This window comes from Flavobacterium sp. KH_035 (assembly GCF_057839565.1).
Genome location: NZ_CM174492.1, coordinates 3,257,300 through 3,279,806, shown reverse-complemented (window position 1 = coordinate 3,279,806; position 22,507 = coordinate 3,257,300). Strand labels below are relative to the sequence as shown.

At 35.6% G+C, this 22,507-nt stretch carries 18 protein-coding genes and 3 pseudogenes; 16 read left to right on the top strand and 5 right to left on the bottom strand.

The genetic code is table 11. From position 1 onward, the window contains the following. Positions 1-5 precede the first annotated feature (5 nt). The 3 genes and pseudogenes from AC3IS6_RS13445 to ychF form a co-directional block, all read right to left on the bottom strand. Positions 6-920: pseudogene (locus AC3IS6_RS13445) on the bottom strand (YihY/virulence factor BrkB family protein). A 485-nt stretch (positions 921-1,405) separates the two neighbouring features. Further along, positions 1,406-2,083 carry a TIGR02117 family protein gene (locus AC3IS6_RS13440; protein WP_489160036.1) on the bottom strand — a complete coding sequence of 226 codons (678 nt, stop codon included), beginning with the start codon at positions 2,081-2,083 and terminating at the stop codon, positions 1,406-1,408. Between the two features lie 156 nt (positions 2,084-2,239). Further along, a complete protein-coding gene (ychF, locus tag AC3IS6_RS13435; RefSeq protein ID WP_173966768.1) occupies positions 2,240-3,334 on the bottom strand; it encodes a redox-regulated ATPase YchF in 1,095 nt (364 codons plus the stop codon). A 304-nt stretch (positions 3,335-3,638) separates the two neighbouring features. Here ychF and AC3IS6_RS13430 point away from each other — a divergent pair, with 304 nt between their 5' ends. Continuing rightward, a complete protein-coding gene (locus AC3IS6_RS13430; RefSeq protein ID WP_489160034.1) occupies positions 3,639-6,305 on the top strand; it encodes a TonB-dependent receptor in 2,667 nt (888 codons plus the stop codon). Between the two features lie 138 nt (positions 6,306-6,443). Here AC3IS6_RS13430 and AC3IS6_RS13425 read toward each other — a convergent pair whose 3' ends face one another. Next, a complete protein-coding gene (locus AC3IS6_RS13425) occupies positions 6,444-6,794 on the bottom strand; it encodes a 4Fe-4S dicluster domain-containing protein (RefSeq protein WP_263360410.1) in 351 nt (116 codons plus the stop codon). Between the two features lie 138 nt (positions 6,795-6,932). On the opposite strand from AC3IS6_RS13425, the gene AC3IS6_RS13420 reads away from it, so the two are divergent. The 6 genes from AC3IS6_RS13420 (at position 6,933) to AC3IS6_RS13395 (ending at position 12,129) form a co-directional block, all read left to right on the top strand. Beyond that, complete coding sequence (locus AC3IS6_RS13420) at positions 6,933-7,997, top strand: acyl-CoA reductase (protein WP_489160032.1); 1,065 nt, start codon at positions 6,933-6,935, stop codon at positions 7,995-7,997. A gap of 93 nt (positions 7,998-8,090) precedes the next feature. Further along, positions 8,091-9,161 carry a 3-phosphoserine/phosphohydroxythreonine transaminase gene (serC, locus tag AC3IS6_RS13415; protein ID WP_489160030.1) on the top strand — a complete coding sequence of 357 codons (1,071 nt, stop codon included), beginning with the start codon at positions 8,091-8,093 and terminating at the stop codon, positions 9,159-9,161. 227 nt (positions 9,162-9,388) lie between these two features. Continuing rightward, positions 9,389-10,339: a D-2-hydroxyacid dehydrogenase gene (locus AC3IS6_RS13410; protein ID WP_173966773.1), complete on the top strand. Its 951-nt coding sequence runs from the start codon at positions 9,389-9,391 to the stop codon at positions 10,337-10,339. A 108-nt stretch (positions 10,340-10,447) separates the two neighbouring features. Continuing rightward, positions 10,448-11,005: a hypothetical protein gene (locus tag AC3IS6_RS13405; RefSeq protein ID WP_489160029.1), complete on the top strand. Its 558-nt coding sequence runs from the start codon at positions 10,448-10,450 to the stop codon at positions 11,003-11,005. Positions 11,006-11,337: 332 nt separating this feature from the next. Beyond that, the gene (locus AC3IS6_RS13400) at positions 11,338-11,778 is read left to right on the top strand and encodes a DUF6146 family protein (RefSeq protein WP_489160027.1); all 441 of its coding nucleotides are present in this window, start codon (positions 11,338-11,340) and stop codon (positions 11,776-11,778) included. Positions 11,779-11,811: 33 nt separating this feature from the next. Then, positions 11,812-12,129: a DUF6787 family protein gene (locus AC3IS6_RS13395; protein WP_489160025.1), complete on the top strand. Its 318-nt coding sequence runs from the start codon at positions 11,812-11,814 to the stop codon at positions 12,127-12,129. 137 nt (positions 12,130-12,266) lie between these two features. Here AC3IS6_RS13395 and AC3IS6_RS13390 read toward each other — a convergent pair whose 3' ends face one another. Beyond that, the gene (locus AC3IS6_RS13390; protein ID WP_489160023.1) at positions 12,267-12,560 is read right to left on the bottom strand and encodes a hypothetical protein; all 294 of its coding nucleotides are present in this window, start codon (positions 12,558-12,560) and stop codon (positions 12,267-12,269) included. Between the two features lie 330 nt (positions 12,561-12,890). Between AC3IS6_RS13390 and AC3IS6_RS13385 the strand changes: the two are divergent. The 9 genes and pseudogenes from AC3IS6_RS13385 to AC3IS6_RS13345 form a co-directional block, all read left to right on the top strand. Then, a pseudogene (locus AC3IS6_RS13385) lies at positions 12,891-13,112 on the top strand (ATP-binding cassette domain-containing protein); the annotation flags it as partial. Between the two features lie 207 nt (positions 13,113-13,319). Then, a pseudogene (locus tag AC3IS6_RS13380) lies at positions 13,320-13,769 on the top strand (ABC transporter ATP-binding protein); the annotation flags it as partial. A gap of 39 nt (positions 13,770-13,808) precedes the next feature. Next, on the top strand, positions 13,809-14,573 hold the full coding sequence (locus AC3IS6_RS13375; RefSeq protein WP_489160021.1) for a TIGR02757 family protein: 765 nt from the start codon (positions 13,809-13,811) through the stop codon (positions 14,571-14,573). Positions 14,574-14,644: 71 nt separating this feature from the next. Continuing rightward, positions 14,645-15,706 carry a HEAT repeat domain-containing protein gene (locus AC3IS6_RS13370; RefSeq protein WP_489160020.1) on the top strand — a complete coding sequence of 354 codons (1,062 nt, stop codon included), beginning with the start codon at positions 14,645-14,647 and terminating at the stop codon, positions 15,704-15,706. 122 nt (positions 15,707-15,828) lie between these two features. Continuing rightward, a complete protein-coding gene (locus AC3IS6_RS13365; protein ID WP_489160018.1) occupies positions 15,829-17,139 on the top strand; it encodes a glycosyltransferase family 2 protein in 1,311 nt (436 codons plus the stop codon). Positions 17,140-17,146: 7 nt separating this feature from the next. Then, positions 17,147-18,409, top strand: a complete 1,263-nt coding sequence (locus AC3IS6_RS13360; RefSeq protein WP_489160016.1) for a YaiO family outer membrane beta-barrel protein — start codon at positions 17,147-17,149, stop codon at positions 18,407-18,409. Between the two features lie 5 nt (positions 18,410-18,414). Continuing rightward, complete coding sequence (locus AC3IS6_RS13355; protein WP_489160015.1) at positions 18,415-20,628, top strand: glycoside hydrolase family 20 protein; 2,214 nt, start codon at positions 18,415-18,417, stop codon at positions 20,626-20,628. 8 nt (positions 20,629-20,636) lie between these two features. Beyond that, a complete protein-coding gene (locus AC3IS6_RS13350; RefSeq protein WP_291287640.1) occupies positions 20,637-21,005 on the top strand; it encodes a response regulator transcription factor in 369 nt (122 codons plus the stop codon). A 109-nt stretch (positions 21,006-21,114) separates the two neighbouring features. Beyond that, positions 21,115-22,467 carry a DEAD/DEAH box helicase gene (locus tag AC3IS6_RS13345; protein WP_489160014.1) on the top strand — a complete coding sequence of 451 codons (1,353 nt, stop codon included), beginning with the start codon at positions 21,115-21,117 and terminating at the stop codon, positions 22,465-22,467. Positions 22,468-22,507 lie beyond the last annotated feature (40 nt).

Here is a 22,507-nt window from a genome sequence, read left to right as displayed (position 1 = left end):
TGGTATTATTTTTTAATTTCAAAAATCTCTTTTTTTATTTCTACAGCGTATTCGTTTGGAGCAATTTGCCCTCCAAATGATTTGGCATACACTTTGGTAAACTCAGCTCCAAAATACAAAATGATGGCTGAATAATACACCCAGACCAAAATAATTATTACCGATCCGGCTGCACCGTAAACACTTGCTATTGTTGAATTTCCTAAATAAAATCCAATCGCAAATTTGCCAATCAAAAAAAGAACTGCTGTACATCCGGCACCAATAAAAGCATCTTTCCATTTTATGACTCCGTCTGGTAAAGTTCGGAATATAATTGCAAAAAGCAATGTGATACTTACCAAAACGATTATCAAATTTATGACATAAAACAAATACACCGTGTTATCTTCTAAATATATTTTGAGTCTGGAGTTTAAGAGATCTAAAACAGCATTTAACATTAAACTCACTAGCATTAGAAAACCAACAGAAACAATCATAGAGAAAGACATGATTCGGTTTTGAATGAACTTTTTTAGGCCTTTGTTGGGTTTGGCACGCAGCCCCCAGATAAAATTAATAGAGCTCTATATTTCAGCAAAAACACCCGAAGCCCCGATCAGAAGCATCACTACTCCAAAAATCGTTACAAAAACATTACTATCAGTCAATTGCACATTTTTAATGGCATCCTGAATTTGAATCGCAGCATCGTTGCCTACTAATCGGTTTATCTGTCCGTACAGCTCGCCTGTTACCGCCTCTTCTCCAAAAAAGAAACCACAAATCGTTATAATGATAATCAATAAAGGCGGCAATGCAAATATCGTGTAATAGGATAAAGCAGCGCTTAACTTGATCGCATTGTCATCATTGAACTCTAAAAAAGTGGTTTTCAGCAAATACCAGGTTTTAGATAAAATATTTCGCTTTTCCACAGGATTCGTTTTTTTTTTGATATTCTTTCAAATTTAAAGAATAATTAAAAGATTAAATTCCTGTATTACAGACAATTTTTACATTTTTACCATGTATCCTTCTTACCTATAAAATTTCATATGGAAATACATATAGTCCCTACGGGACATTTTTCAATGGGATCTAATTCTTTTTCTACCGAAATTTAACTCCTATCGGAGTTTATTTTATAGAAACTAAATGTTATTGCCATTTGAAACATATATAACTCTTGTCTTGTTACACTACATATTACCTACGTTTAACTCCTAGCGAAGTTTATTTTATAGAAACTAAATATTATTGCTATTTGTAATCAACCACGATCTTTGTCTCGTTAAACCACACAATAACAACATCTAAAATTAAAAAATATCTCGTAGAGATTCAATATTGGTAACATTCCTAATCACCCAAAGCTTTTGTCCCGTAGGGACTACACGCTCACAAGACAGCTTTTCTCCTTTTACTGATAATGGCCAAAAATCCCTTTATCATAAACCGTCCACAAACTCGCTTTTTGATTGGCTGCCTTCAAGGCACAATTGGCCCAAGTGTTACAAGTATAAAAAAGACTATAACTTCCTTTAGCTTCATAAAAAGCGTCTTTCCTTCCATAACTATATCCTTGAATCCACTCTGGGTTTGTGGGATTATTAAAGCTTTCTGAAATATAAATTACTAACTTTTGGTAGTTTTCTTTTGAAACCAATATACGTTTACAATCTTCTCCCTCCTTTAATTGTTTGAAAAATGTGGTATGCATCGCTGACGAACTTACTCCAAATACTGCTTTTAAAGCTGTACTCACTTTTAAATCTGACCATTCCGGCGTATATAGATAAAAACCTTTATCTCCCCATCCAAAAGCTACAAATGTTGCCAGTGTATCATTAGCTTGTGTCTGACTAAACTGAATTTCTTTTCGCCAGTCTTTCACTTCATTAACAAGTGGAACTACTATATCAGTATGAACTCCGTTTGAAAGGATGTAAATTGGAATAGCATCTTTCTCATTCACTTCCGTGACATCAGAATTAACAGTGATTTTTGAAATAATAAGAACTGATGTAGTATACAATGCAAGGAAGGTGAAAATTCCGAAAAGAGTCCAACCCAGAAATTTGAATGATTTTTTTAGCATTTTGGTTGATTGATTTTAGATTAGTAATTGGTTAATTTTTCTGTAACCAATTACTAAGCCAAAATTTTCCAAATTCTTTAAGACATAAAAAAACTGCTGAATTTCTCCAGCAGTTTTCTCTATTTTCTATAATCTTTACTCTATTTTCTAAAAAAATTAAACGTTAAAACGGAAATGCATTACATCACCATCTTTTACGATATATTCTTTTCCTTCAACTTTGAATTTTCCAGCTTCTTTTGCTTTTGCTTCAGAACCGTAATGCACATAATCTTCGTATGAAATTACCTCTGCGCGAATGAATCCTTTTTCAAAATCAGTATGGATAACTCCAGCAGCTTGTGGTGCTGTTGCTCCAATATTGATTGTCCAGGCACGTACTTCTTTTACACCAGCCGTAAAGTAAGTTTGTTGTTTTAATAATTTATAAGCGGCACGAATTAATACTGAAGCTCCCGGCTCAGTTAATCCCATGTCTTCAAGGAATACCTGACGCTCTTCGTAGCTTTCTAATTCTGTAATATCAGCTTCTGCTCCTACTGAAAGAATAATAACTTCAGCTTCTTCATCTTTTACCAATTCGCGAACCTGATCTACATATTTGTTTCCATTTACAGCTGAGCTTTCATCAACATTACAAACATATAATACCGGTTTTGCAGTAATCAACTGAAACGCTTCCATTAAAACCTCTTCGTCATTGTTTTGAGGAATAATGGTTCTGGCTGATTTTGCCTGTAGCAATGCTTCTCTGATTCGGTTTAACAAAGCCTCTTCTGTCTGAGCTTCTTTGTTTCCGGTTTTAGCTGCACGTTTTACTTTTTCCAGACGTTTTTCAATTGTTTCTAAATCTTTCAATTGAAGTTCTATATCAATCGTTTCTTTATCACGAATTGGGTTTACATTTCCGTCAACGTGAACAATGTTATCATTATCAAAACAACGCAAAACGTGAATAATAGCATTACACTCTCTAATGTTTCCTAAAAACTGATTTCCAAGACCTTCTCCTTTACTTGCACCTTTTACCAAACCTGCGATATCAACGATATCAACGGTTGCCATTTGTACACGCTCTGGTTTTACTAATTCTTCTAATTTGTTGATTCTTGGATCCGGAACGTTTACAACCCCAATATTAGGTTCGATTGTACAAAACGGAAAGTTAGCACTTTGCGCTTTTGCATTAGATAAACAATTAAATAATGTTGATTTTCCAACATTTGGTAATCCTACAATTCCTGCTTTCATCTGTTGATTCTATTTGTTTTTATGTGAACCTGTTTTTTTGAGTCCTTCCTAATTTAATATGCAGGAATCACTTTTAACAGGTTATAATTTACGTATTCACTTAGCATTTCTGCCAAAATATTATTTTTTGGCTTTAAAATTTTGCAAATATAAGATTTAATAGCTCGCAAGTGAAGTAAAAATGACGATTAATGTTTTTTAAAGCCCTGTCTTAAAAATAATTAAACTTTTTATTAATTTTTTGTTAAAAATAATTACTTTTATAATAGACCAACAAGAATAAATAAACCAAACTCAAGTAACTATGAAAAAGATTGCATTATTAATAATTCTATTTAACACAGCATTTCTATTTGCCCAAAAAGAAATATCAGGAGTTGTAAAAGATAAATCGGGTAATCCTATACCCGGAGTTAATATTCTTGAAAAAGGAACAACAAATGGTGTATCTACCAATTTTGAAGGCGGTTACATTATAAAAGTTAAAGAAGGTGCCGTATTAATTTTTAGTTTCGTAGGATATACAAACGTAGAAAAATCATCCTCAAACAGTAAAACCGATGTTACATTAGACGAAAATGGAGGTCAGATTCTGAACGATGTTGTCATTGTAGGTTCCAGAAATACAAAAAGAACTGTTGTAAATTCGGCTGTTCCAATTGACGTTATAAATGTGCAAGATGTCACGACCCAAAGTGGTAAACTAGAAATCAATCAATTACTGCAATATGTTGCTCCTTCATTTAACGCCAACAAACAATCCGGTTCTGATGGTGCCGATCACGTAGACCCTGCTTCTTTAAGAGGTTTAGGACCCGATCAGACATTGGTTTTAATTAACGGAAAAAGAAGACATCAATCGTCACTAATTAATTTATTTGGTACACGTGGACGTGGAAATACAGGAACAGATTTAAATGCAATCCCTGCTACTTCTATCAAAAGAATTGAGATTCTTAGAGATGGCGCTGCAGCACAATACGGTTCTGACGCCATTGCCGGTGTTATTAATATTGTGCTGAATGACAATGTAGACGAATTAACAGGATCCGTAACCTATGGTGTATCTAATACCAATGCAAAAGGCGATTTTCTGGAAGGAACTCCAAATACAAAAAACTTCAGACTGGACCAAAACGGAAATGGAAATTCTTATGGTAAAAATCAATCTTTTGACGGTGGATCTGTAAAAGTAGCTGCCAATTATGGAGTTGCAATTGGCGAGAAAGGCGGATATGCCAATTTCACCACTGAGTACATCAATAAAAACAAAACATTAAGACCTGCTTACGATTTTAGAAAAGGTTTTGGAGATGCCTCTATCCAGAGTTTTAATCTTTTTGGAAATTTAGCAATACCCGTTTCCGAAAAAACGCAGTTTTATGCTTTTGGAGGCCGAAATTACAGAGATACAGACGCCTATGCTTTTACCCGAAACGGAGGAGAAAGAGTTGTTGAATCGGTTTATCCTGGTGGCTACACCCCTAGAATTACATCTAATATTATCGACAATTCTCTGGCGGCAGGATTTAGAACTAAAACAGCCAGTGGATGGAACATCGATCTTAGTAATACCTATGGAAAAAACATGTTTCATTACTACATCAAAGGCACTTTAAATGCTTCATTAGAAGACAAATCTCCGACAGAATTTGATGCAGGAGGGCACAGTTTGACTCAAAACACAACCAATTTTGACCTTTCTAAAAACTATGATTCTGTATTAAACGGTTTAAATCTTGCTTTTGGGGCTGAATACAGAACCGAAAAATTCACCATTTTCTCAGGAGAAGAGGGCTCTTATGCTACTTACGATACTAACGGCAGACCAATAACCAATCCCACAACTCAAAGTGCACCAACAATTCCGAATCCGGATTACGATCCTACAGACCCAACTTCTTCTCCAACAATTTCCAGACCGGGCGGATCACAAGGTTTTCCGGGATATAGCCCTTTGAATACAGTAGACAAAAGCCGCACCAACTTATCTTTATATACGGATGCTGAGCTAGACATTACAGAAGCCTTTTTATTGAGTGCTGCGGTTCGTTTTGAAAACTACAGTGATTTTGGAAGCACTTTAAACGGAAAATTAGCCGCCAGAGTAAAAGCCGGAGAGCACATTAACTTTAGAGGATCTGTAAGTACCGGTTTCCGTGCCCCTTCGTTGGCACAAATTTATTACAACTTGCGTTTTACAAATTTTAATGCAGGAGGAGCCACCGAAGTTTTACTTGCTCCAAACAACAGCCCAGTAACCAAAGCTTTTGGAATTCAGAAACTAAATGAAGAAAAAGCGGTAAATGCTTCTTTGGGATTCACTGCTTCTTTTGGTGACTTTACAGCAACAGTTGATGGCTATTACATTAAAGTAAAAGACCGTATCGTTCTTACCGGATATTTTGATGCTACTTCTTTAAACCTTGGTGTTGACAAAGCACAGTTTTTTGTTAACGGAGTAGATACCAGTACTCATGGTTTAGATTTAGTTCTGGCCTGGAAAAAAAGATTCGGAGAGTCACTATTTAGTGCCACTTTGGTTGGAAATATCAACGATATGAAAATTGATAATGTAAAAAATGGCACCTTAGACGAAGGTACTTTCTTTGGAAGACGCGAGAAAGCATTCTTACTATCTTCGGCTCCGGACAGCAAATTTGGTTTAAACCTAAACTATGCTAAAAATAAATTTGATGCCGGTTTAGCATTCACCCGATTCAGCAAAGTAGTTTTAGTAGACTATGCAGATGAAAACGATGTCTACAATGCACGATTAATCACTGATTTAACCGTTGGTTACAAACTAACAAAAAACCTAAAATTAAGTGTTGGAAGCAATAATTTATTCAACGTTTACCCAACAAAGCAAGATGAGACTGGTAATACCGAAGCAGGTGGTTATTGGGATGCTGTACAAATGGGCTTTAGCGGAGCTTACTACTATGCAAGACTTGGATTTAATTTTTAATGAAGTTAAAACTCCATATATCTTCCTTAGTGAAGTCGAAAAGAAGTTCAACTTTACCGGACCAGACAAATGAAGGCATAAAAAATCCTGAGTGCAAACTCAGGATTTCTTTTATTATCTAAAACAGAAAATAATTACTTACTCAGCGTGTAAAAACGCCTGTCTATTCAACAAAGTTTCTTCGTCTTCAACGTGATTATCGTCTGGCACACAACAATCAACTGGACATACGGCAGCACACTGAGGTTCGTCATGAAAACCTTTACACTCAGTACATTTTCCGGGAACGATATAATATACTTCATCAGAAATTGGTGTTTGTGCATCACCTGCATCAACCTCAGTTCCGTCCGGTAAAATTATTTTTCCTGAAAGACTGGTTCCGTCTTTATATCTCCAATCGTCAGCTCCTTCATAAATTGCTGTATTTGGGCATTCTGGTTCACAAGCCCCACAGTTTATGCATTCGTCAGTTATAATTATTGCCATTTTGTTCTTAGTTACGAGTTAAAAATTATAAGAATTGCGTTAAAAATGTCAAACATTTTATTCTGCTTTGCCTTATAACTTAATATAGCTTATTTTTGTGCAAAATTACAATCAAAACCTTTCATAAACAAATTACTTATGTTACAAAACGAAAAAAAACAGTCTTTTATAGCACTAGGTCGATTTTTAAGTCAGTTCTCTGAAGCAGAAAACACACGAAATGAATCGGTTTTAGGTAATGACCTGTTTTTTGATGATTTCATAAAACTGATTAACCTTTCGCAATCGCACAATGGATGGTATACACCTGAGCAAGTGTATTTTGCTATAAATTCCTGGGCCGAAGCTTTGACAGAAGAGAATATTGAAAAATGGATTTCCGCTTATGCATCAGAATTTGAAAAAACAGAAAAAACGGTCGCCTTGATCCTTGCCGGAAATATTCCGTTAGTAGGTTTTCATGACTTTTTATCGGTCTTAATCACTGGAAATAAAGCCTTAATAAAAACCTCTTCAAACGATCAGCACTTATTACCATTTTTAGCCAAATACCTGATTTTTACTGATGAAAATCTAAAAGATAAGATTACTTTCGTGGAAGGTAAACTAGAAAATTTTGACGCGGTAATTGCCACAGGAAGCAACAATACTGCTCGCTACTTTGAATATTACTTTAAAGACAAGCCATCGATCATTCGCAAAAACAGAAATTCGGTTGCGGTTCTAAACGGAAAAGAAACTCATGAAGAATTAGAAGCTCTGGGCGAGGATATTTTCAGATACTTCGGTCTGGGATGCCGCAATGTATCGAAGCTTTTTGTTCCAAAAGGATATTCCTTTGATGCCTTTTTTCAGGCTATTTTTAAGTATCAGGATGTCATTCATTATGAAAAATATGCCAACAATTACGACTACAACAAAGCCGTATTTTTGATGAGTAATTTCAAATTGTTAGACAATGGATTTCTAACTTTAAAAGAAGATTCAAGTTACGCCTCTCCTATTTCGAGCGTATTTTATGAATTCTATGAAAATATCGAAGATCTACAAGCTCGTTTAGAGGCTGATTCTGAGCAAATTCAATGCGTCGTGAGCCATGACTTAACTCAAAACAGTATTTCTTTCGGGCAAACCCAAAAACCACGATTGTGGGATTACGCAGATAACATAGATACTATAACGTTTTTGTTAACAACAAAGTAAAAATATGTGCAAATATTTCGAATAATTTATCGCTTTTTCAGGTCCTATTGCCGAAATTTGCGTCTTTAAATTTTTCGACTATTAACAACAACCATGAAAAAACACAACTACAGCGCAGGACCAAGTATCTTACCTCAGGAAGTTTTTGAGAAAGCCTCAAAAGCAATTTTAGATTTTAATGATTCAGGACTCTCTATTCTTGAAATTTCGCACCGAAGCAAAGATTTCGTTGCCGTTATGGAAGAAGCCCGATCCCTTGCTTTAGAATTATTAGGACTTCAGGGAAAAGGATATCAGGCCTTATTTTTACAAGGTGGTGCAAGCACAGCCTTCCTTATGGCCCCATATAACCTGATGAAAGAAAACGGAAAAGCAGCTTATTTAGATTCCGGAACGTGGGCAACTGCCGCTATAAAAGAAGCAAAGTTTTTTGGAGAAACTGTTATCGTTGGCTCTTCAAAAGAAGACAATTACAGCCATATTCCAAAAGGATACGAAATACCAAGTGATGCTGATTACTTTCACTGTACCAGCAACAATACTATTTTTGGAACTCAAATGAAAGAATTCCCGGTAACTAACGTTCCTGTGGTTTGTGACATGAGTTCTGATATTTTTTCACGTGAACTGGATTTCTCTAAATTTGATTTAATCTATGCCGGTGCTCAAAAGAATATGGGACCTGCAGGAACTACTTTGGTAGTGATCAAAGAAGAAATACTGGAGAAAAGCGGAAGAACAATTCCTAGTATGTTAGATTACGCTAAACATATTAAAGCAGAGAGTATGTACAACACACCTCCTGTTTTTGCCGTATATGTTTCGTTATTAACCTTACAATGGATCAAAGAAAAAGGAGGAGTTGCTGCTGTTGAAAAGCTAAACAATGCAAAAGCCGACTTACTTTACACAGAAATTGACAGAAATCCATTATTTAAAGGTGCTGCAGCGGTTGAAGATCGTTCTAAAATGAACGTTACTTTCTTATTGAACAATGCCGATCATACTGCTACTTTTGATGCTTTATGGAAAGAAGCCGGAATTTCAGGATTACCGGGTCACCGCTCAGTTGGTGGTTACAGAGCTTCAATCTACAATGCGATGTCTATCGAAAGCGTTCAGGTTTTAGTAGATGTAATGAAAGCTTTGGAAACTAAAGTTTAGTTTCAAAGTCGCAGTTTTTAGTTTGCAGTTTGCCAAAAACAGGAATTGAACACAGGATTCCTAGCCCCGATAGAAGTGGAGATCCTTTTTTGTTTTTTCTTTAAAAACAAAAAAGATCACAACGGATAGCGGGATTAGCTCCTAAACAAAAAAGAAAAAATTATAATATATGTTTATCATCTAATCTGTACGATTAAACAAATAAACGAATAAACACATAAACTAAGATGAAAGTATTAGCCAATGACGGAATTTCAAAAAGTGGAATTCTTGCTTTAGAAAAAGGTGGTTTTGAAGTTATTACTACAAAAGTGGCTCAGGAACAAGTAGCTAATTTTGTAAATGAGAACAATGTAGCGGTGGTTTTAGTACGTAGTGCTACCAAAGTTCGTAAAGACATTATCGATGCCTGTCCGGGATTAAAAATTATCGGCCGTGGTGGTGTTGGTATGGACAACATCGATGTTGATTATGCAAAAAGCAAAGGAATTCATGTCATTAATACTCCGGCTTCATCATCAGAATCTGTTGCTGAATTGGTATTTGGACACTTATTTTCCGGTGTTCGTTTTTTACATGATTCTAACAGAAATATGCCTCTTGAAGGGGATTCAAACTTTGACGGTTTGAAAAAAGCATACGCGAACGGTACCGAATTAAGAGGAAAAACTCTTGGTATTGTTGGTATTGGACGTATTGGTCAGGCTACTGCAAAAATGGCGCTTGGCTTAGGAATGAAAGTAATCGCTGCAGATAGCTTCATTCCTTCTGTGGATGTTAAAGTGGAGTTTTTTGACGGTCAGTCTATCACTACAACTATCGTTTCTCAATCTTTAGAGTCTTTATTCAAAGAAGCTGATTTTATCACCTTACACGTTCCTGCTCAGGATGGATATATCATTGGAGAAAAAGAACTGGCGATTATGAAAGATGGTGTTGGAATCGTAAACTGTGCCCGAGGTGGTGTTATCGACGAAGTAGCCTTGTTAAAAGCTTTAGATTCAGGAAAAGTTGCATTTGCAGGATTAGATGTTTTTGAAAGCGAACCAAAACCTGAAATGGCTATTTTAATGCACTCTAAAATTTCATTGACACCACATATTGGAGCTGCTACAGATGAAGCACAAGACAGAATTGGTACAGAATTAGCCTCACAAATTATTTCTTTATTGAGCTAATTATTTAAAAATAAATTATTTAGAAGGGATTTATTAACATCGTTTAATAAATCCCTTTCTTTTTTTGATTAAATTTGAGTTTAAATTCTAACCTAAATTCTTTTAATCATGTTTGAACAATTAACACAATTAGTACAACAATACGGAGGGGATGCAGTGGTAAACAACAGTGCTGTCCCAAATGAGCATAATGAAGCGGTTATACAGGAAACTAGCTCTTCAATATTTTCAGGATTGCAAAAAATTGCTTCAGAAGGAGGTGCAGAACAATTAGCAGGCTTATTCAACGGAACTTCGAAGTTAGACAGTTCTAATCCTGTTGTACAGCAAATAACACAGCAATTGAGCGGTAGTCTTGGTGAAAAATTCGGGTTAAGCAGCGCCGATTCAGCTGGTGTCGCTTCAAGTATGATTCCGCAGGTTTTGAGTTCTTTAGTAAACAAAGCAAAAGATCCAAACGACAGTAGTTTTAACATTTCAGATATCATAAGCTCAATCTCAGGAAATAGTGGACAGGCTTCGGGCATCATGGATACCATCAATAAATACGGGATGCAGTTTGGCCTGGACCAGAATAACGACGGAAAAGTAGACGTAGCCGATGCAATGGCACTCACAAAAAGCGGAGGTCTTGGCGGTTTACTAGGGAAATTGTTTGGGAAATAGTTTTTTAAGGTGCTAAGAAACTAAGGTCTTGAGACACTAAGCTACTCCCTTGGTAACTTTAAGCTTTAAAACTTTTACTAAAAATACAAAGGCTGTTTGTTAAACTCAAACAGCTTTTTTTGTTCATCAAAACTAAAAACCTTAGCAACTTAGTCTCTTAGCGCCTCAGAACCTTTTTCCTTACAAACAGTCTTTTTTTATTCATCAAAATAAAAAAAACTTAGCAACTTAGCCCCTTAGAACCTCAGAACCTCAGAACCTTTGTTTACAAACTGTTAAATCTCCAAACCTTTCCCTCATTTATTTGTAAATTTAGGGTTCAAACAAAAATTATGAAAAAATATCTTTTTATACTAGTCCTTCTGTTTACGATAATAGCATGCTCAACAGCTTCAAAAAATACTGTTTCTGCAAAAACATCCTCTAAACCAAATGCTGCTGTAAATGATACGGTACGAATTGCCAATGATTCTTTAGAATACGAAGTTATCATCATCGATAATGGTTTTAGTACCTGGCTGGCTTCGAGAGCACTTCCGCGAAATTATTATTCGTTAACTTATCTCGAAAACAAGAATAATTTGTACGTGACAGAATGGAACAATCGTGTTTTACAACCACAACGTTACGACCCTAATTTATATGAAATGAGGATTGATTACCAGCCAACGATTCATTATGGCTACGAAGTAAATTATCTGATTTATAACTATATGATTTATTTTCAAAATACATACAAACAAAAGCTCGGAGGTTATGTTCCTATAAGATAATGTTCTTATATTTGTAATCGTTACAAATAAAGAATGAACAGACTAAAGAAACGTTGGGGTATTACCTCAAATATACAAGCCATTATAATACTAATTGTTTTTGCCATCACAGGATCGGCATCTGCATGGCTGTCTAAACCCTTTTGCGTTTTACTGGGCATTACCAAAGAAGATTTTGGAGGCTGGTTTACTCTGATCCGATTGCTGATTATTTTTCCAATCTATCAGGTTTTATTAGTGGCCATTGGTACACTGTTTGGGCAATTCCATTTCTTTTGGAATTTTGAAAAGAAAATGCTTAAAAATATGGGACTTGGATTTTTATTTAAAGATAAAGAGCCTAAATCTTAACTTACCTTAAAAAGCACAAAATCAATTAAAAAGATTTAAGATTCCTGATTTCGGATAGTTATGGCAGTATAAAATCAACTATTGCGTTGTTTAACAACACCAGATCAAAAATCGTTAATCAAAAATCTTAAATATCATTACTCCTTACTTCCTTTTTGAAAAAAGTAAGTGTAAATCCAAGTTATTGTAAACGAAGGAATAATATCGGTTCCCGGAAGTATTTCTTCCACAAAAGTCAAAACACTTGCTACTTTCCCTACCCTTCCCGGGTACATTCTGATCATTATAAAAGCCGCTATTGGCGCCCAGATCAAATCAGCAATCTCTGCAACCCCCAGTATACTGTAGGTTAGCATTCCTATTCCATCCAAAATCAGCCCCAAAAGGAGTTTCTTTGTTCTATCATCATGTATTACATTGGCTTCCTGCATTTTCATCGTATTTAGAAATTCGAATTTAAAAAGAATTCTTTAAAACTAACTTATTTTTTGATCGTAATTTATTTCTTAATTCCCACCTTTTCAACGCTTTTCATTACCAAAAAGCATATCCTTCAATCTTCTCCCAAAAACCAGGCCGATTATTTAGTAGTGATTTTTTTTGTTCTCTTAGCTTTTTCCAATTCCACAAAATTGAGATTGTCATTGTCATTGTCATTGATATTATCATTGATATTGCTCTTAAAAACTTGTTCTTAAAATTCTGTTAGCTGCATTTTTATATCGGAAGAATCTTTGTTTCTTTGTAGAAACAGTTTCAAAATGATCCACGCAAAAAATATACATAAGTTTTACGACAAATTAGAAGTTTTAAAAGGAGTCGATCTACACATTAAAAAAGGAGAAATTGTTTCAATTGTTGGCGCATCAGGTGCAGGAAAAACAACGCTCTTACAAATTTTAGGAACCTTAGACAAACCTGAAAGAAATGCTGTCTCTTCCCTGACTATCAATGGAGAAAATGTATTAAAATTGCAGGACACTGAAACGGACAATTCAAAAGAGGAAAAAAGATTCAAAATTGTATCGTGGATTGGCGTTTTGTATTCCATTTTATTATTGGTTTATCTAGTCTTCTTCAGAACTAAAAATGAGGATGATTTATTGGAATATGTCGCACTTTTTGCTTTCTCGCAGCCTATCTTGTCAGTACTCATCTATTTGAACCGTTATTTTAAAAAGAAGAGCAAAAAGGACAAGATATTGTCTAATTTCCGAAATTTAAATTTAGGCTTTATCTTCCAGTTTCACCAATTATTACCTGAATTTACGGCGCTGGAAAACGTTTGTATCCCGGCTTATATGGCCAACAAACCTAAGGCTGAAGCAGAAAACGAAGCAAAAAAAATCTTAGAATACTTGGGATTATCACATCGCATACATCATAAACCAAATGAACTTTCGGGAGGAGAACAGCAAAGAGTTGCTGTCGCCAGAGCGCTAATCAACAAACCCGATGTTATTTTTGCCGATGAACCTTCGGGAAATCTGGACACCCATTCGGCCGAAAATTTACACCAGTTGTTCTTCCAGCTTCGCGATGAATTTGGACAAACTTTTGTAATTGTAACCCACAATGAAGAATTGGCCAATATGGCTGACAGAAAGTTAATAATGGTTGACGGATTAATTAGCAATTAAGAACTCCACAACAATCTATTAGCATCTTTCCTTTTAATTATGACACAAAAAGAACTCAAAGAATTCCTGGACGAAAAAGTAATTCAATACAACAACCTCGATTTTATCGACAGTGATCCTGTACAGATTCCTCATTTATTTACTCAGAAAGAAGACATCGAGATTGCTGGTTTTTTGAGCGCGACCATCGCCTGGGGAAATCGTAAAATGATTATCCGTAATTCACATCAAATGATGGAGTTAATGGGGAATACTCCTTATGATTTTGTGATGTCGCATTCGGATGAAGATCTGGAACGTCTTGAAAACTTCGTACATCGTACTTTTAACGGAAAAGACTTTTCTGGTTTTATAAAAGGATTACAGCATATTTATCAGAACCACAATGGTCTGGAAGCGGTTTTTGCCAAAAATCAGGAAGCCGACAGTATACAGAAAAGTATCAGCGAATTCAAAAAAATATTTTTCGAGATCGATCATTTACCGCGAACTCAAAAACACATTTCAGATCCGCTAAACAATTCGGCTGCAAAAAGAATCAACATGTACCTACGATGGATGGTGCGTCAGGATACAAAAGGTGTTGATTTAGGAATCTGGAAAACAATTTCTCCTGCTTTATTGTCGTGTCCCCTTGATGTACATTCCGGCAATGTAGCCCGAAAACTAGGGATCCTAACCCGAAAACAAAATGACGGAAAGGCCTTAACAGAACTTGATATCAAACTCAGAAAAATGGATCCTCTCGATCCTGTAAAATATGATTTTGCTCTTTTCGGACTAGGCGTTTTTGAAGGATTCTAAGCCCAGTAAAGCAACCTTTCATTAGCTTTATTCTGTTTTTTTTCGTAATTTCACTCTATAAAGCAATATTTATGGAGCATTTTATAGGTTATATAAAACACTACGCCATCCCATTATTTGTATTTACAAGTTTAGCTTTAGCACTTGCCTTAATACTCAAAAGAATTCATTATCAATACACGCTACCTTACAGACATCATATTATACGAAAATCTGAAATTTTCCTGACTGAGATTACACTCTCAAAACCGGAGAAAAGCATACTAAAATATAAAATTGCCAAGTTTAAATCCGAAATTCCCATTCATAAAAACTGGTGCAAAAACATGCTGATCGAAGATATGATTCGGATGAAAAGCAACTTAAAAGGAAAAACAGCCAAAAACATTCTTCTTATTTACAAACAGCTCGACTTAAATCATTACTCGGCAAGTTTACTTCGGGACTTTAGAAAATATAAAAAATGCGATGGCATTTATCATTTTCAGGCCTTGGGATACAAACCGGGAATATCACTCTTAAAGAAATACCTTTTCCATCCCAATAAAATTATTCGATCAAATGCCAATATCGCCTATCTTATTTTAACCAAAGGTGATTGGCAGGCGGTGAATAAAGTTCCTGTAAAAGTATCTATTACCACCACAATAAAAATAATGGATGTATTGCATTCCCAAAAAATCCCAATTCCACCAGAAATAGACCATTGGATCGAATCCGACAATCCAACTATTTTGAAATTGGCGGTAATGACAATGGTTTTTTACAATTACAGAAACAAATCTCAGGAAATTATCAATTTACTCAAACATGAAAATAAAAGCCTGAGAACCGATGTTATCATCGCCATTCGGGATCTGTACCTGTACGAAGCCGAAGATGATTTACTTTTGCAGTTTGAACATGAAAATATCGAAATACAATTAGAAATTCTGGATGCGTTGGCCGTAATAGGTTCCGAAAAAACAGTTTCGTTTTTAAACACCCAAATTCCAAAAGAAAAAATCAAAGACCTTAAATTAAAAATGGTAACTGCTTTAAACAATCTTAATGCTGTTCGTTTGGATGTAATAGGAACACAAGATAAGGATACGCAAAAAATGATTAATCACATTAGAAAATTACAACTATGATTCCGGATTTTCTATCTCATATGATTCGCTGCTACGATATTTTTGTCGCCTATTTTTCAGTTGGATATATTTTGTTCTACATATTCCTCTCTGTTTTATCCTATTGGGCAATTATAAAACACTTGAAATATCAAAAATATCTGGACGAAGAGGTTCTACTACGTTCCAACCACATACTAGGCGTTTCTATTGTAGCTCCCGCTTTTAACGAAGGTGTAAATATTGTTTACAATGTCAAATCCCTGCTTTCTTTAACCTATCCAAAATACGAAATCATTATTGTCAATGATGGAAGTTCTGACGATACGCTCGAAAAACTTATTGCAGAATTTGATCTGGTTAAAATTGATTTTTATTATCAGGAAAAAATAGTCACACAACCCGTGCGCGGGCACTATAAATCAAAAAATCCTGTTTATTCAAAGCTGCTGATTGTAGACAAGATAAACGGAAAAAGCAAAGCCGACGCTACAAATGCCGGAATAAACTCTTCGCAATACCCTTTGTTTTTATGTACGGATGTTGATTGTATTTTAAAAAGAGATACTATTCTAAAACTGGCCAAACCGTTCATGGAAAACGAAACCCGTGTTATCGCATGCGGTGCCGGAATCAGGATTTCAAACTCCTGCGAAATAAAAGATGGCTTTTTGTTTAAAGTTCACTATCCTAAAGAATGGTATCCGCGTTTTCAGGAATTAGAATATGTACGTTCTTTTATATTTGGAAGAATGGCCTGGAGTCAGCTAAACGGCTTGCTTCTGGTTTCGGGAGGTTTGGGTATGTTTGATAAAGATATTGTAATTAAAGCAGGCGGTTACTGGCACCAGTCTTTGGGTGAAGATATGGAGCTTGTGACACGAATGCGAAGATACATGCACGACAATAAAGAGAAATTTTTAATCAAATACATCCCGGAATCACTTTGCTGGACCGAAGTTCCAAGTACCAGAAAAATATTCTTACGGCAACGCATCCGCTGGGCAAGAGGATTGGTGCAAACTTTACAGCTGCATCGAAAAATGTTTTTAAATCCAAAATACGGACGGACCGCTTTCCTGGTGTTACCGTACTTTTTTAGTTTTGAATTTTTGGTTCCGATCGTCGAATTTGTTGGTATTCTAACCCTTATTTCAAGTTTTATATTTGGAATGATCGATTATCAGTACCTGCTAATCATAAGCCTTTTGGTTTATTTATTTTACCTCTCCATTACCATAATATCCATATTAATCGATGAAATACTGTATAAAAGTTATGCAAATTATAAAGAACTAATGATTCTTATCGGGATGGCTGCTATTGAACCTTTTGTTTACCATCCTGTAACGATTTATGCCTCATTAAAAGGCTACTGGCTCTTCTTCCGCAGAAAAGAACAAAACTGGGGCGTTATGATTCGAAAAGGATATGCAAGTCCAACTAAAAAATAATGGGATTATGAACCATAACAAAAATATACATTTTGTAAAACTGCTTATCTGCTTCTTTTTATTGGCCTTTCAAACGGTTAAAGGACAAAAAATAGACACTGATAGTCTTTTGACTGTAGTGATCAAAGACATGAAAAGCATCCGTCCAAATTATAAGGCCAATATCCAAAAAGCTCTATTAGGCAAAAAACTGGCCCCGGATTATCTTGATTTCTATCTAGTACTGGGACGAAATTACGACTTGACAAAAGTAAAAGACAGCGCCCGATTTTATTACAATTATGTGATTGATAAAAACCCCAAATACGAAGATGCCTACCTCTATCTGATCAATATGGATTTAGCAGTCAAAAATTATGATGATGCTCTGGACTTAACCGATAAAGCCATTGAGTTGTTTCCTGATAATAAAAACTTCCGACTTAAAAGAATTTCCATTTATTCTTTGCAAAACGACACTAAAAATGAAGAAAAAGAGCTAAAATCGATTCGGGCAAAATACCCCCATGATGCCGACATCGAACAGCGTCTTTTTACCTTATATTCTAAAACTAATATCGATCGTGCAGGTACTTACTACAACTACACCACAATTGATCGTGACGGTGTAGGCCCCTGGCATCTGGTAAGTGCCGATTATATGCGGCAACGTACCTGGGGAAGCGTAATAGGAAGAGTCAGTTATGCAAAAAGACTGTCCTCCAATCTGGTTATGGCCAGCGGACTTCAGTTTGAAGTAGAATCCTATCTTTCGGGAAAGAAAAACAATTACTCTTATATTGACGTTGCCTACAGCAAAGACAATGCTTTTCCAGAATGGAGACTGGGCTACTCCTATTTCTACAATTTCAACAAAGGCTGGGAGGCCGATTTAGGCTTTCGCTTCATCGAAATGCAGGACAACAGCAATTTAAAAACCTTAAATGTAGGCCTGGGGAAATACTTTGGCTCTTATTGGGTCAATTTAAGATCCTATATTCAAAAAGAAGGCACTTCGTTAACTCTGACTTCGCGTTACTATTACGGAACTAAATTTGATTATGTTACTGTAATTGCGGGTTACGGAACTTCACCGGACGATCAAACCAGATCAGTAGAGTATCAAAGCAGAGTCTCTTTAAGCTCTTACAGATTAAGTGCCGGTTTTTATAAATTAATCAAAAACCATTATATTTTCGGAATATTAATCACGGACAATCAACAAGAATACAGCCCGAAGAAATTTCAAAACGAACTTGATTTTGCTTTTATACTGCAATATAAATTCTAAATCGTATGAAAAGAAAGCAAACTCTTTATTTCCCAATTTTTCTACTCACCCTGCTTAGCTTTAAGATGATGGCACAATCTGAAATTATAATATCCGATCAAAACAAGATTATTGCGACAGCTGAAAATACACAGGCGGCGGCAGGAATCCTGAAGAAGTATCTTGACAAAGCCATTTCAAAGCCATTTCAAATTGTATCTGAAAGCAAGAAAGAAAGTACTGCCTCCGAAATCGTTCTGGAAATTTCCAACGACAAAAAACTTAAAGCAAATGAGTTCATCATCAAAAGTGATTCGAAATCACTTTATGTAACTGCTCCAAATCAAAAATACCTGCGTTATGCCGTTTATTCTTTATTGGAAATCTGGGAGTTTCGGAAATTCACCGCCACAGAAACCTACATTCCGAAAGTAACCCTATTTACTTTTTCAAAAAACACCAGCAAAACCTACCAGCCTTCTTTTGATTACAGAGCCTTGTTTTACCCCGATTGTTATGATGAAGATTTCAGAGACTGGCACAAACTCGACTGGCATATAGACGATTTCGGTCTTTGGGGGCATTCTTTCAGTACACTTGTTCCGCCAAAGGAGTATTATAAAAGCAACCCCAAGCTTTTTGCTTTGTATGAAGGCGAACGAAATACGGAATCTTTGTGCATGACCAACGATACGGTTGTACGTTTGGTCGAGAAAAATATGGCCGAAATTATCTCAAAAACACCCAATGCACAATTCTATTCGGTAAGCCAGAACGACGACGTAGTTTATTGCGAATGTACCGAATGCAGGGCCATGAACAACAAATATGGCGGTCCGCAAGGTTCCTTTTACTATTTTCTAAATAAAATTGCAGCTCACTTTCCTAAAACAAAGATTACCACACTGGCCTATCTTCATACTTTCAGACCTCCGGTAAATTTGAAAATAGCCCCCAATATTTATACTATTTTATGTCCAATCGAACTGGATCGCGGCAAACCAATTACCAGTCAAAGCTCACCTTCATTTGTAAAAAATTTAGAAAACTGGAGCACAACTTCACCACACTTATTTTTATGGGATTATACCGTACAGTTCTCTAATTTCATGTCACCCTTTCCTAATTTTGAATCTTTTCAGGACAACTATAAGCTCTTTAAAAAAAACAAAGTAAAAGGATTATTCGTGCAGGGCTATGCTGATGTTCCCGGAGATTTTTCGGAATTGCGACAATATCTTCTCGCCAAATTAATGTGGAATACCGATATTGATGTGAAAGCCGTAACGGCCGATTTTTTCAGAGGTTTTTACGGAAAAGCGGCTCCTTTCGTGGCAAAATACCTTGACTTGCTGGAAGCCAATCAAAACAAAAGCAAAGCTTACTTAGACATCTATTCAGGTCCCGTTCAGGCCCGAAATACTTTCCTGACTCCGGAAGCTATGGACCAGTACGATCATTTACTCGAGCAGGCATTTACAGCCGTCGAAAATGATTCTGTTTTAAGTTCACGTGTCCATAAATTACGACTGGCTTTAGAATTTGTCTACTTTGAGCAGGCGAAATTTTATGGCAAAAACCAACACGGTATGTTTATCGTAAATTCTAAAGGAGAAAAAGAAGTAAAAAAAGGTTTAACAGAAAGAGTTTTAAAATTTGCCCAATCCTGCAATCAATTAGGAATTTATGAATTGAGCGAAAACGGACTTTCCCCGGATAATTATTATAAAGAATGGATTGAAATTTGCAAAAACACAACCACTCATTTGGGCGAGGATTTAAAGGTTACCTTTATAACACCTCCTTCAGATGAATTTAAAGGCAAAGGAAGTTATGGCTTAGTCGACGGAAACAGAGGTTACAAAGATTTCAATAGTAACTGGATTGGATGGTACGAAACGAATCCCGAAATTGAAATTGAAACCAAAAACCTTACTTTTAATATCCTGAAATTAAATTTTCTAAGTGACCAGAGACATTGGATTTTCACCCCAAAAAACATCAAAATATACGGTTTCAAAAATCAGAAATGGGAGCTTATAAACGACCAAATTTGTGACATTTTAACAGAAGACTACGAAATTACAACAAAATCATGGGAAATTAGGAATCCAATCTTCAGTAGTTTTGCCAAAATTAAAATCGTCGCAGAGAACCAGAAGGAACTGCCCGCCTGGAGGAAACGAAAAAACAAAAAAGCTATGATAATGCTGGACGAGATAGAATTGTTTAAAAAATAAGAGCCAAAATGGATACTGCTGATAAAAAAATTATGATCATCGATAATGATGATATGACTGTTGAAATTCTAAAATTCATTCTTAAAAAAGAAGGATATAAAGTAAGTATTGCAAAAGATGGTATCAGTGCCATGGAGCGTCTGCCTGTTATTATGCCCGATTTGGTTATTACCACGATTACTATTCCGCTTAAATCCGGTTTAGAAATTATTAATGAAATCAAACAAAATTACAGCAATATTCGCGTTATCGCACTTTCTTCACTTGGAGAAGAAGAGAACACCGTTGAAGAAGCTTTTGAACTGGGTGTAGACGATTTTATTGCAAAACCCTTTAATCCAAATGAACTTTTATTGCGAATAAAACGTTTTTTATAGTATTTGAAACCACTTTTTTGAGAAATACGAATACCATAAACCTTTGTAATTTCTAAGAAACATCAATTATCAGCTATTTATAGCTATATTTGCACAAAATTTAATGCAAATGAGCACTTTCGAAAAATTCAATCTCCCAAAATCAGTACAAAAAGCAATCGACGAATTAGGATTTGTTACGCCTACCCCTATTCAGGAAAAATCTTTTGCCGTGATTATGTCTGGCCGGGACATGATGGGAATTGCGCAAACTGGTACCGGTAAAACGTTTGCTTACTTATTACCTCTTTTAAAACTTTACAAATTTACCAATACCAATACACCAAAAATTGTAATTCTGGTTCCAACGCGTGAATTAGTAGTTCAGGTTGTAGAAGAAGTAGAGAAATTAACCAAATACATGTCGGTTAAAACACTTGGTATTTTTGGTGGGGTAAACATCAATACACAAAAAAAAGCTGTATACGAAGGTGTCGATATCTTAGTAGGAACCCCTGGTAGAACCATGGATTTAGCCTTGGATGCCGTAGTACGTTTTGATGAAACTCAAAAATTAGTCATTGATGAGTTTGACGAAATGCTGAATTTAGGTTTCCGTACACAATTGACGGCTCTTTTAGCAATGATGAAAACCAAACGTCAGAACATTCTTTTCTCAGCAACTATGACAGATGAGGTTGATGCTGTACTGAATGACTTTTTTGACTTTCCGGAAGAAGTAACACTTGCTGCCTCGGGAACTCCTTTAGAAAAAATTACACAGATTACTTATAATGTTCCAAATTTCAATACTAAAGTAAATCTCCTAAAACATTTACTTGAAACCAACGAAAATATGGAACGTGTTTTGGTTTTCGTAAACAATAAAAAGATTTCGGATATGCTTCATACCCGAATCGAAGAAGATTTTGAAGGACAATTTGGCGTAATTCACTCCAATAAATCTCAAAATTACCGTTTGAGTACCATGGCAGAATTCCAAGAAGGAAATCTCCGCGGATTAATCACCACAGACATTATGGCGAGAGGTTTAGATATTTCAAACATCTCTCACGTTATCAACTTCGAACTTCCTGAATTCCCGGAACTTTATATGCACAGAATTGGTCGTACAGGTCGTGCCGACGCTACAGGAACAGCTATTAGTTTCATTACACCACGTGAAGAAGAATTTAAAATTGAAGTTGAAGTCTTAATGAATCAGGAACTTGAAATCGCAGATTTCCCTGAAGAAGTTGAAATTTCAACCAAGTTAATTGAACCTGAAAAAGACAGACAACCTATTAAGTTTTTAATGAAAAAACAAAAACTTGATGGTGATGGTGCCTTTCACGAAAAAGCTAAAAAGAATAAAAAAGTTAACCTTGGAGGTCCTTCCAAAACAAAAAAGAAAACCCATGGATCTGTCAATCGAAACATGTTAAAAACGAGAGACAAGAAGAGAAAAGATAAGGATAAATAGATTCTAAGGCACTAAGTTGCTAAGGCTCTAAGATACTAAG

What these genes read in the sequence shown, in the direction of transcription:
- AC3IS6_RS13440 (WP_489160036.1), bottom strand. Translation starts at nt 2,083, where the DNA reads ATGCTAAAAAAATCATTCAAATTTCTGGGTTGGACTCTTTTCGGAATT.
- ychF (WP_173966768.1), bottom strand. Translation starts at nt 3,334, where the DNA reads ATGAAAGCAGGAATTGTAGGATTACCAAATGTTGGAAAATCAACATTA.
- AC3IS6_RS13430 (WP_489160034.1), top strand. Translation starts at nt 3,639, where the DNA reads ATGAAAAAGATTGCATTATTAATAATTCTATTTAACACAGCATTTCTA.
- AC3IS6_RS13425 (WP_263360410.1), bottom strand. Translation starts at nt 6,794, where the DNA reads ATGGCAATAATTATAACTGACGAATGCATAAACTGTGGGGCTTGTGAA.
- AC3IS6_RS13420 (WP_489160032.1), top strand. Translation starts at nt 6,933, where the DNA reads ATGTTACAAAACGAAAAAAAACAGTCTTTTATAGCACTAGGTCGATTT.
- serC (WP_489160030.1), top strand. Translation starts at nt 8,091, where the DNA reads ATGAAAAAACACAACTACAGCGCAGGACCAAGTATCTTACCTCAGGAA.
- AC3IS6_RS13410 (WP_173966773.1), top strand. Translation starts at nt 9,389, where the DNA reads ATGAAAGTATTAGCCAATGACGGAATTTCAAAAAGTGGAATTCTTGCT.
- AC3IS6_RS13405 (WP_489160029.1), top strand. Translation starts at nt 10,448, where the DNA reads ATGTTTGAACAATTAACACAATTAGTACAACAATACGGAGGGGATGCA.
- AC3IS6_RS13400 (WP_489160027.1), top strand. Translation starts at nt 11,338, where the DNA reads ATGAAAAAATATCTTTTTATACTAGTCCTTCTGTTTACGATAATAGCA.
- AC3IS6_RS13395 (WP_489160025.1), top strand. Translation starts at nt 11,812, where the DNA reads ATGAACAGACTAAAGAAACGTTGGGGTATTACCTCAAATATACAAGCC.
- AC3IS6_RS13390 (WP_489160023.1), bottom strand. Translation starts at nt 12,560, where the DNA reads ATGCAGGAAGCCAATGTAATACATGATGATAGAACAAAGAAACTCCTT.
- AC3IS6_RS13375 (WP_489160021.1), top strand. Translation starts at nt 13,809, where the DNA reads ATGACACAAAAAGAACTCAAAGAATTCCTGGACGAAAAAGTAATTCAA.
- AC3IS6_RS13370 (WP_489160020.1), top strand. Translation starts at nt 14,645, where the DNA reads ATGGAGCATTTTATAGGTTATATAAAACACTACGCCATCCCATTATTT.
- AC3IS6_RS13360 (WP_489160016.1), top strand. Translation starts at nt 17,147, where the DNA reads ATGAACCATAACAAAAATATACATTTTGTAAAACTGCTTATCTGCTTC.
- AC3IS6_RS13355 (WP_489160015.1), top strand. Translation starts at nt 18,415, where the DNA reads ATGAAAAGAAAGCAAACTCTTTATTTCCCAATTTTTCTACTCACCCTG.
- AC3IS6_RS13350 (WP_291287640.1), top strand. Translation starts at nt 20,637, where the DNA reads ATGGATACTGCTGATAAAAAAATTATGATCATCGATAATGATGATATG.
- AC3IS6_RS13345 (WP_489160014.1), top strand. Translation starts at nt 21,115, where the DNA reads ATGAGCACTTTCGAAAAATTCAATCTCCCAAAATCAGTACAAAAAGCA.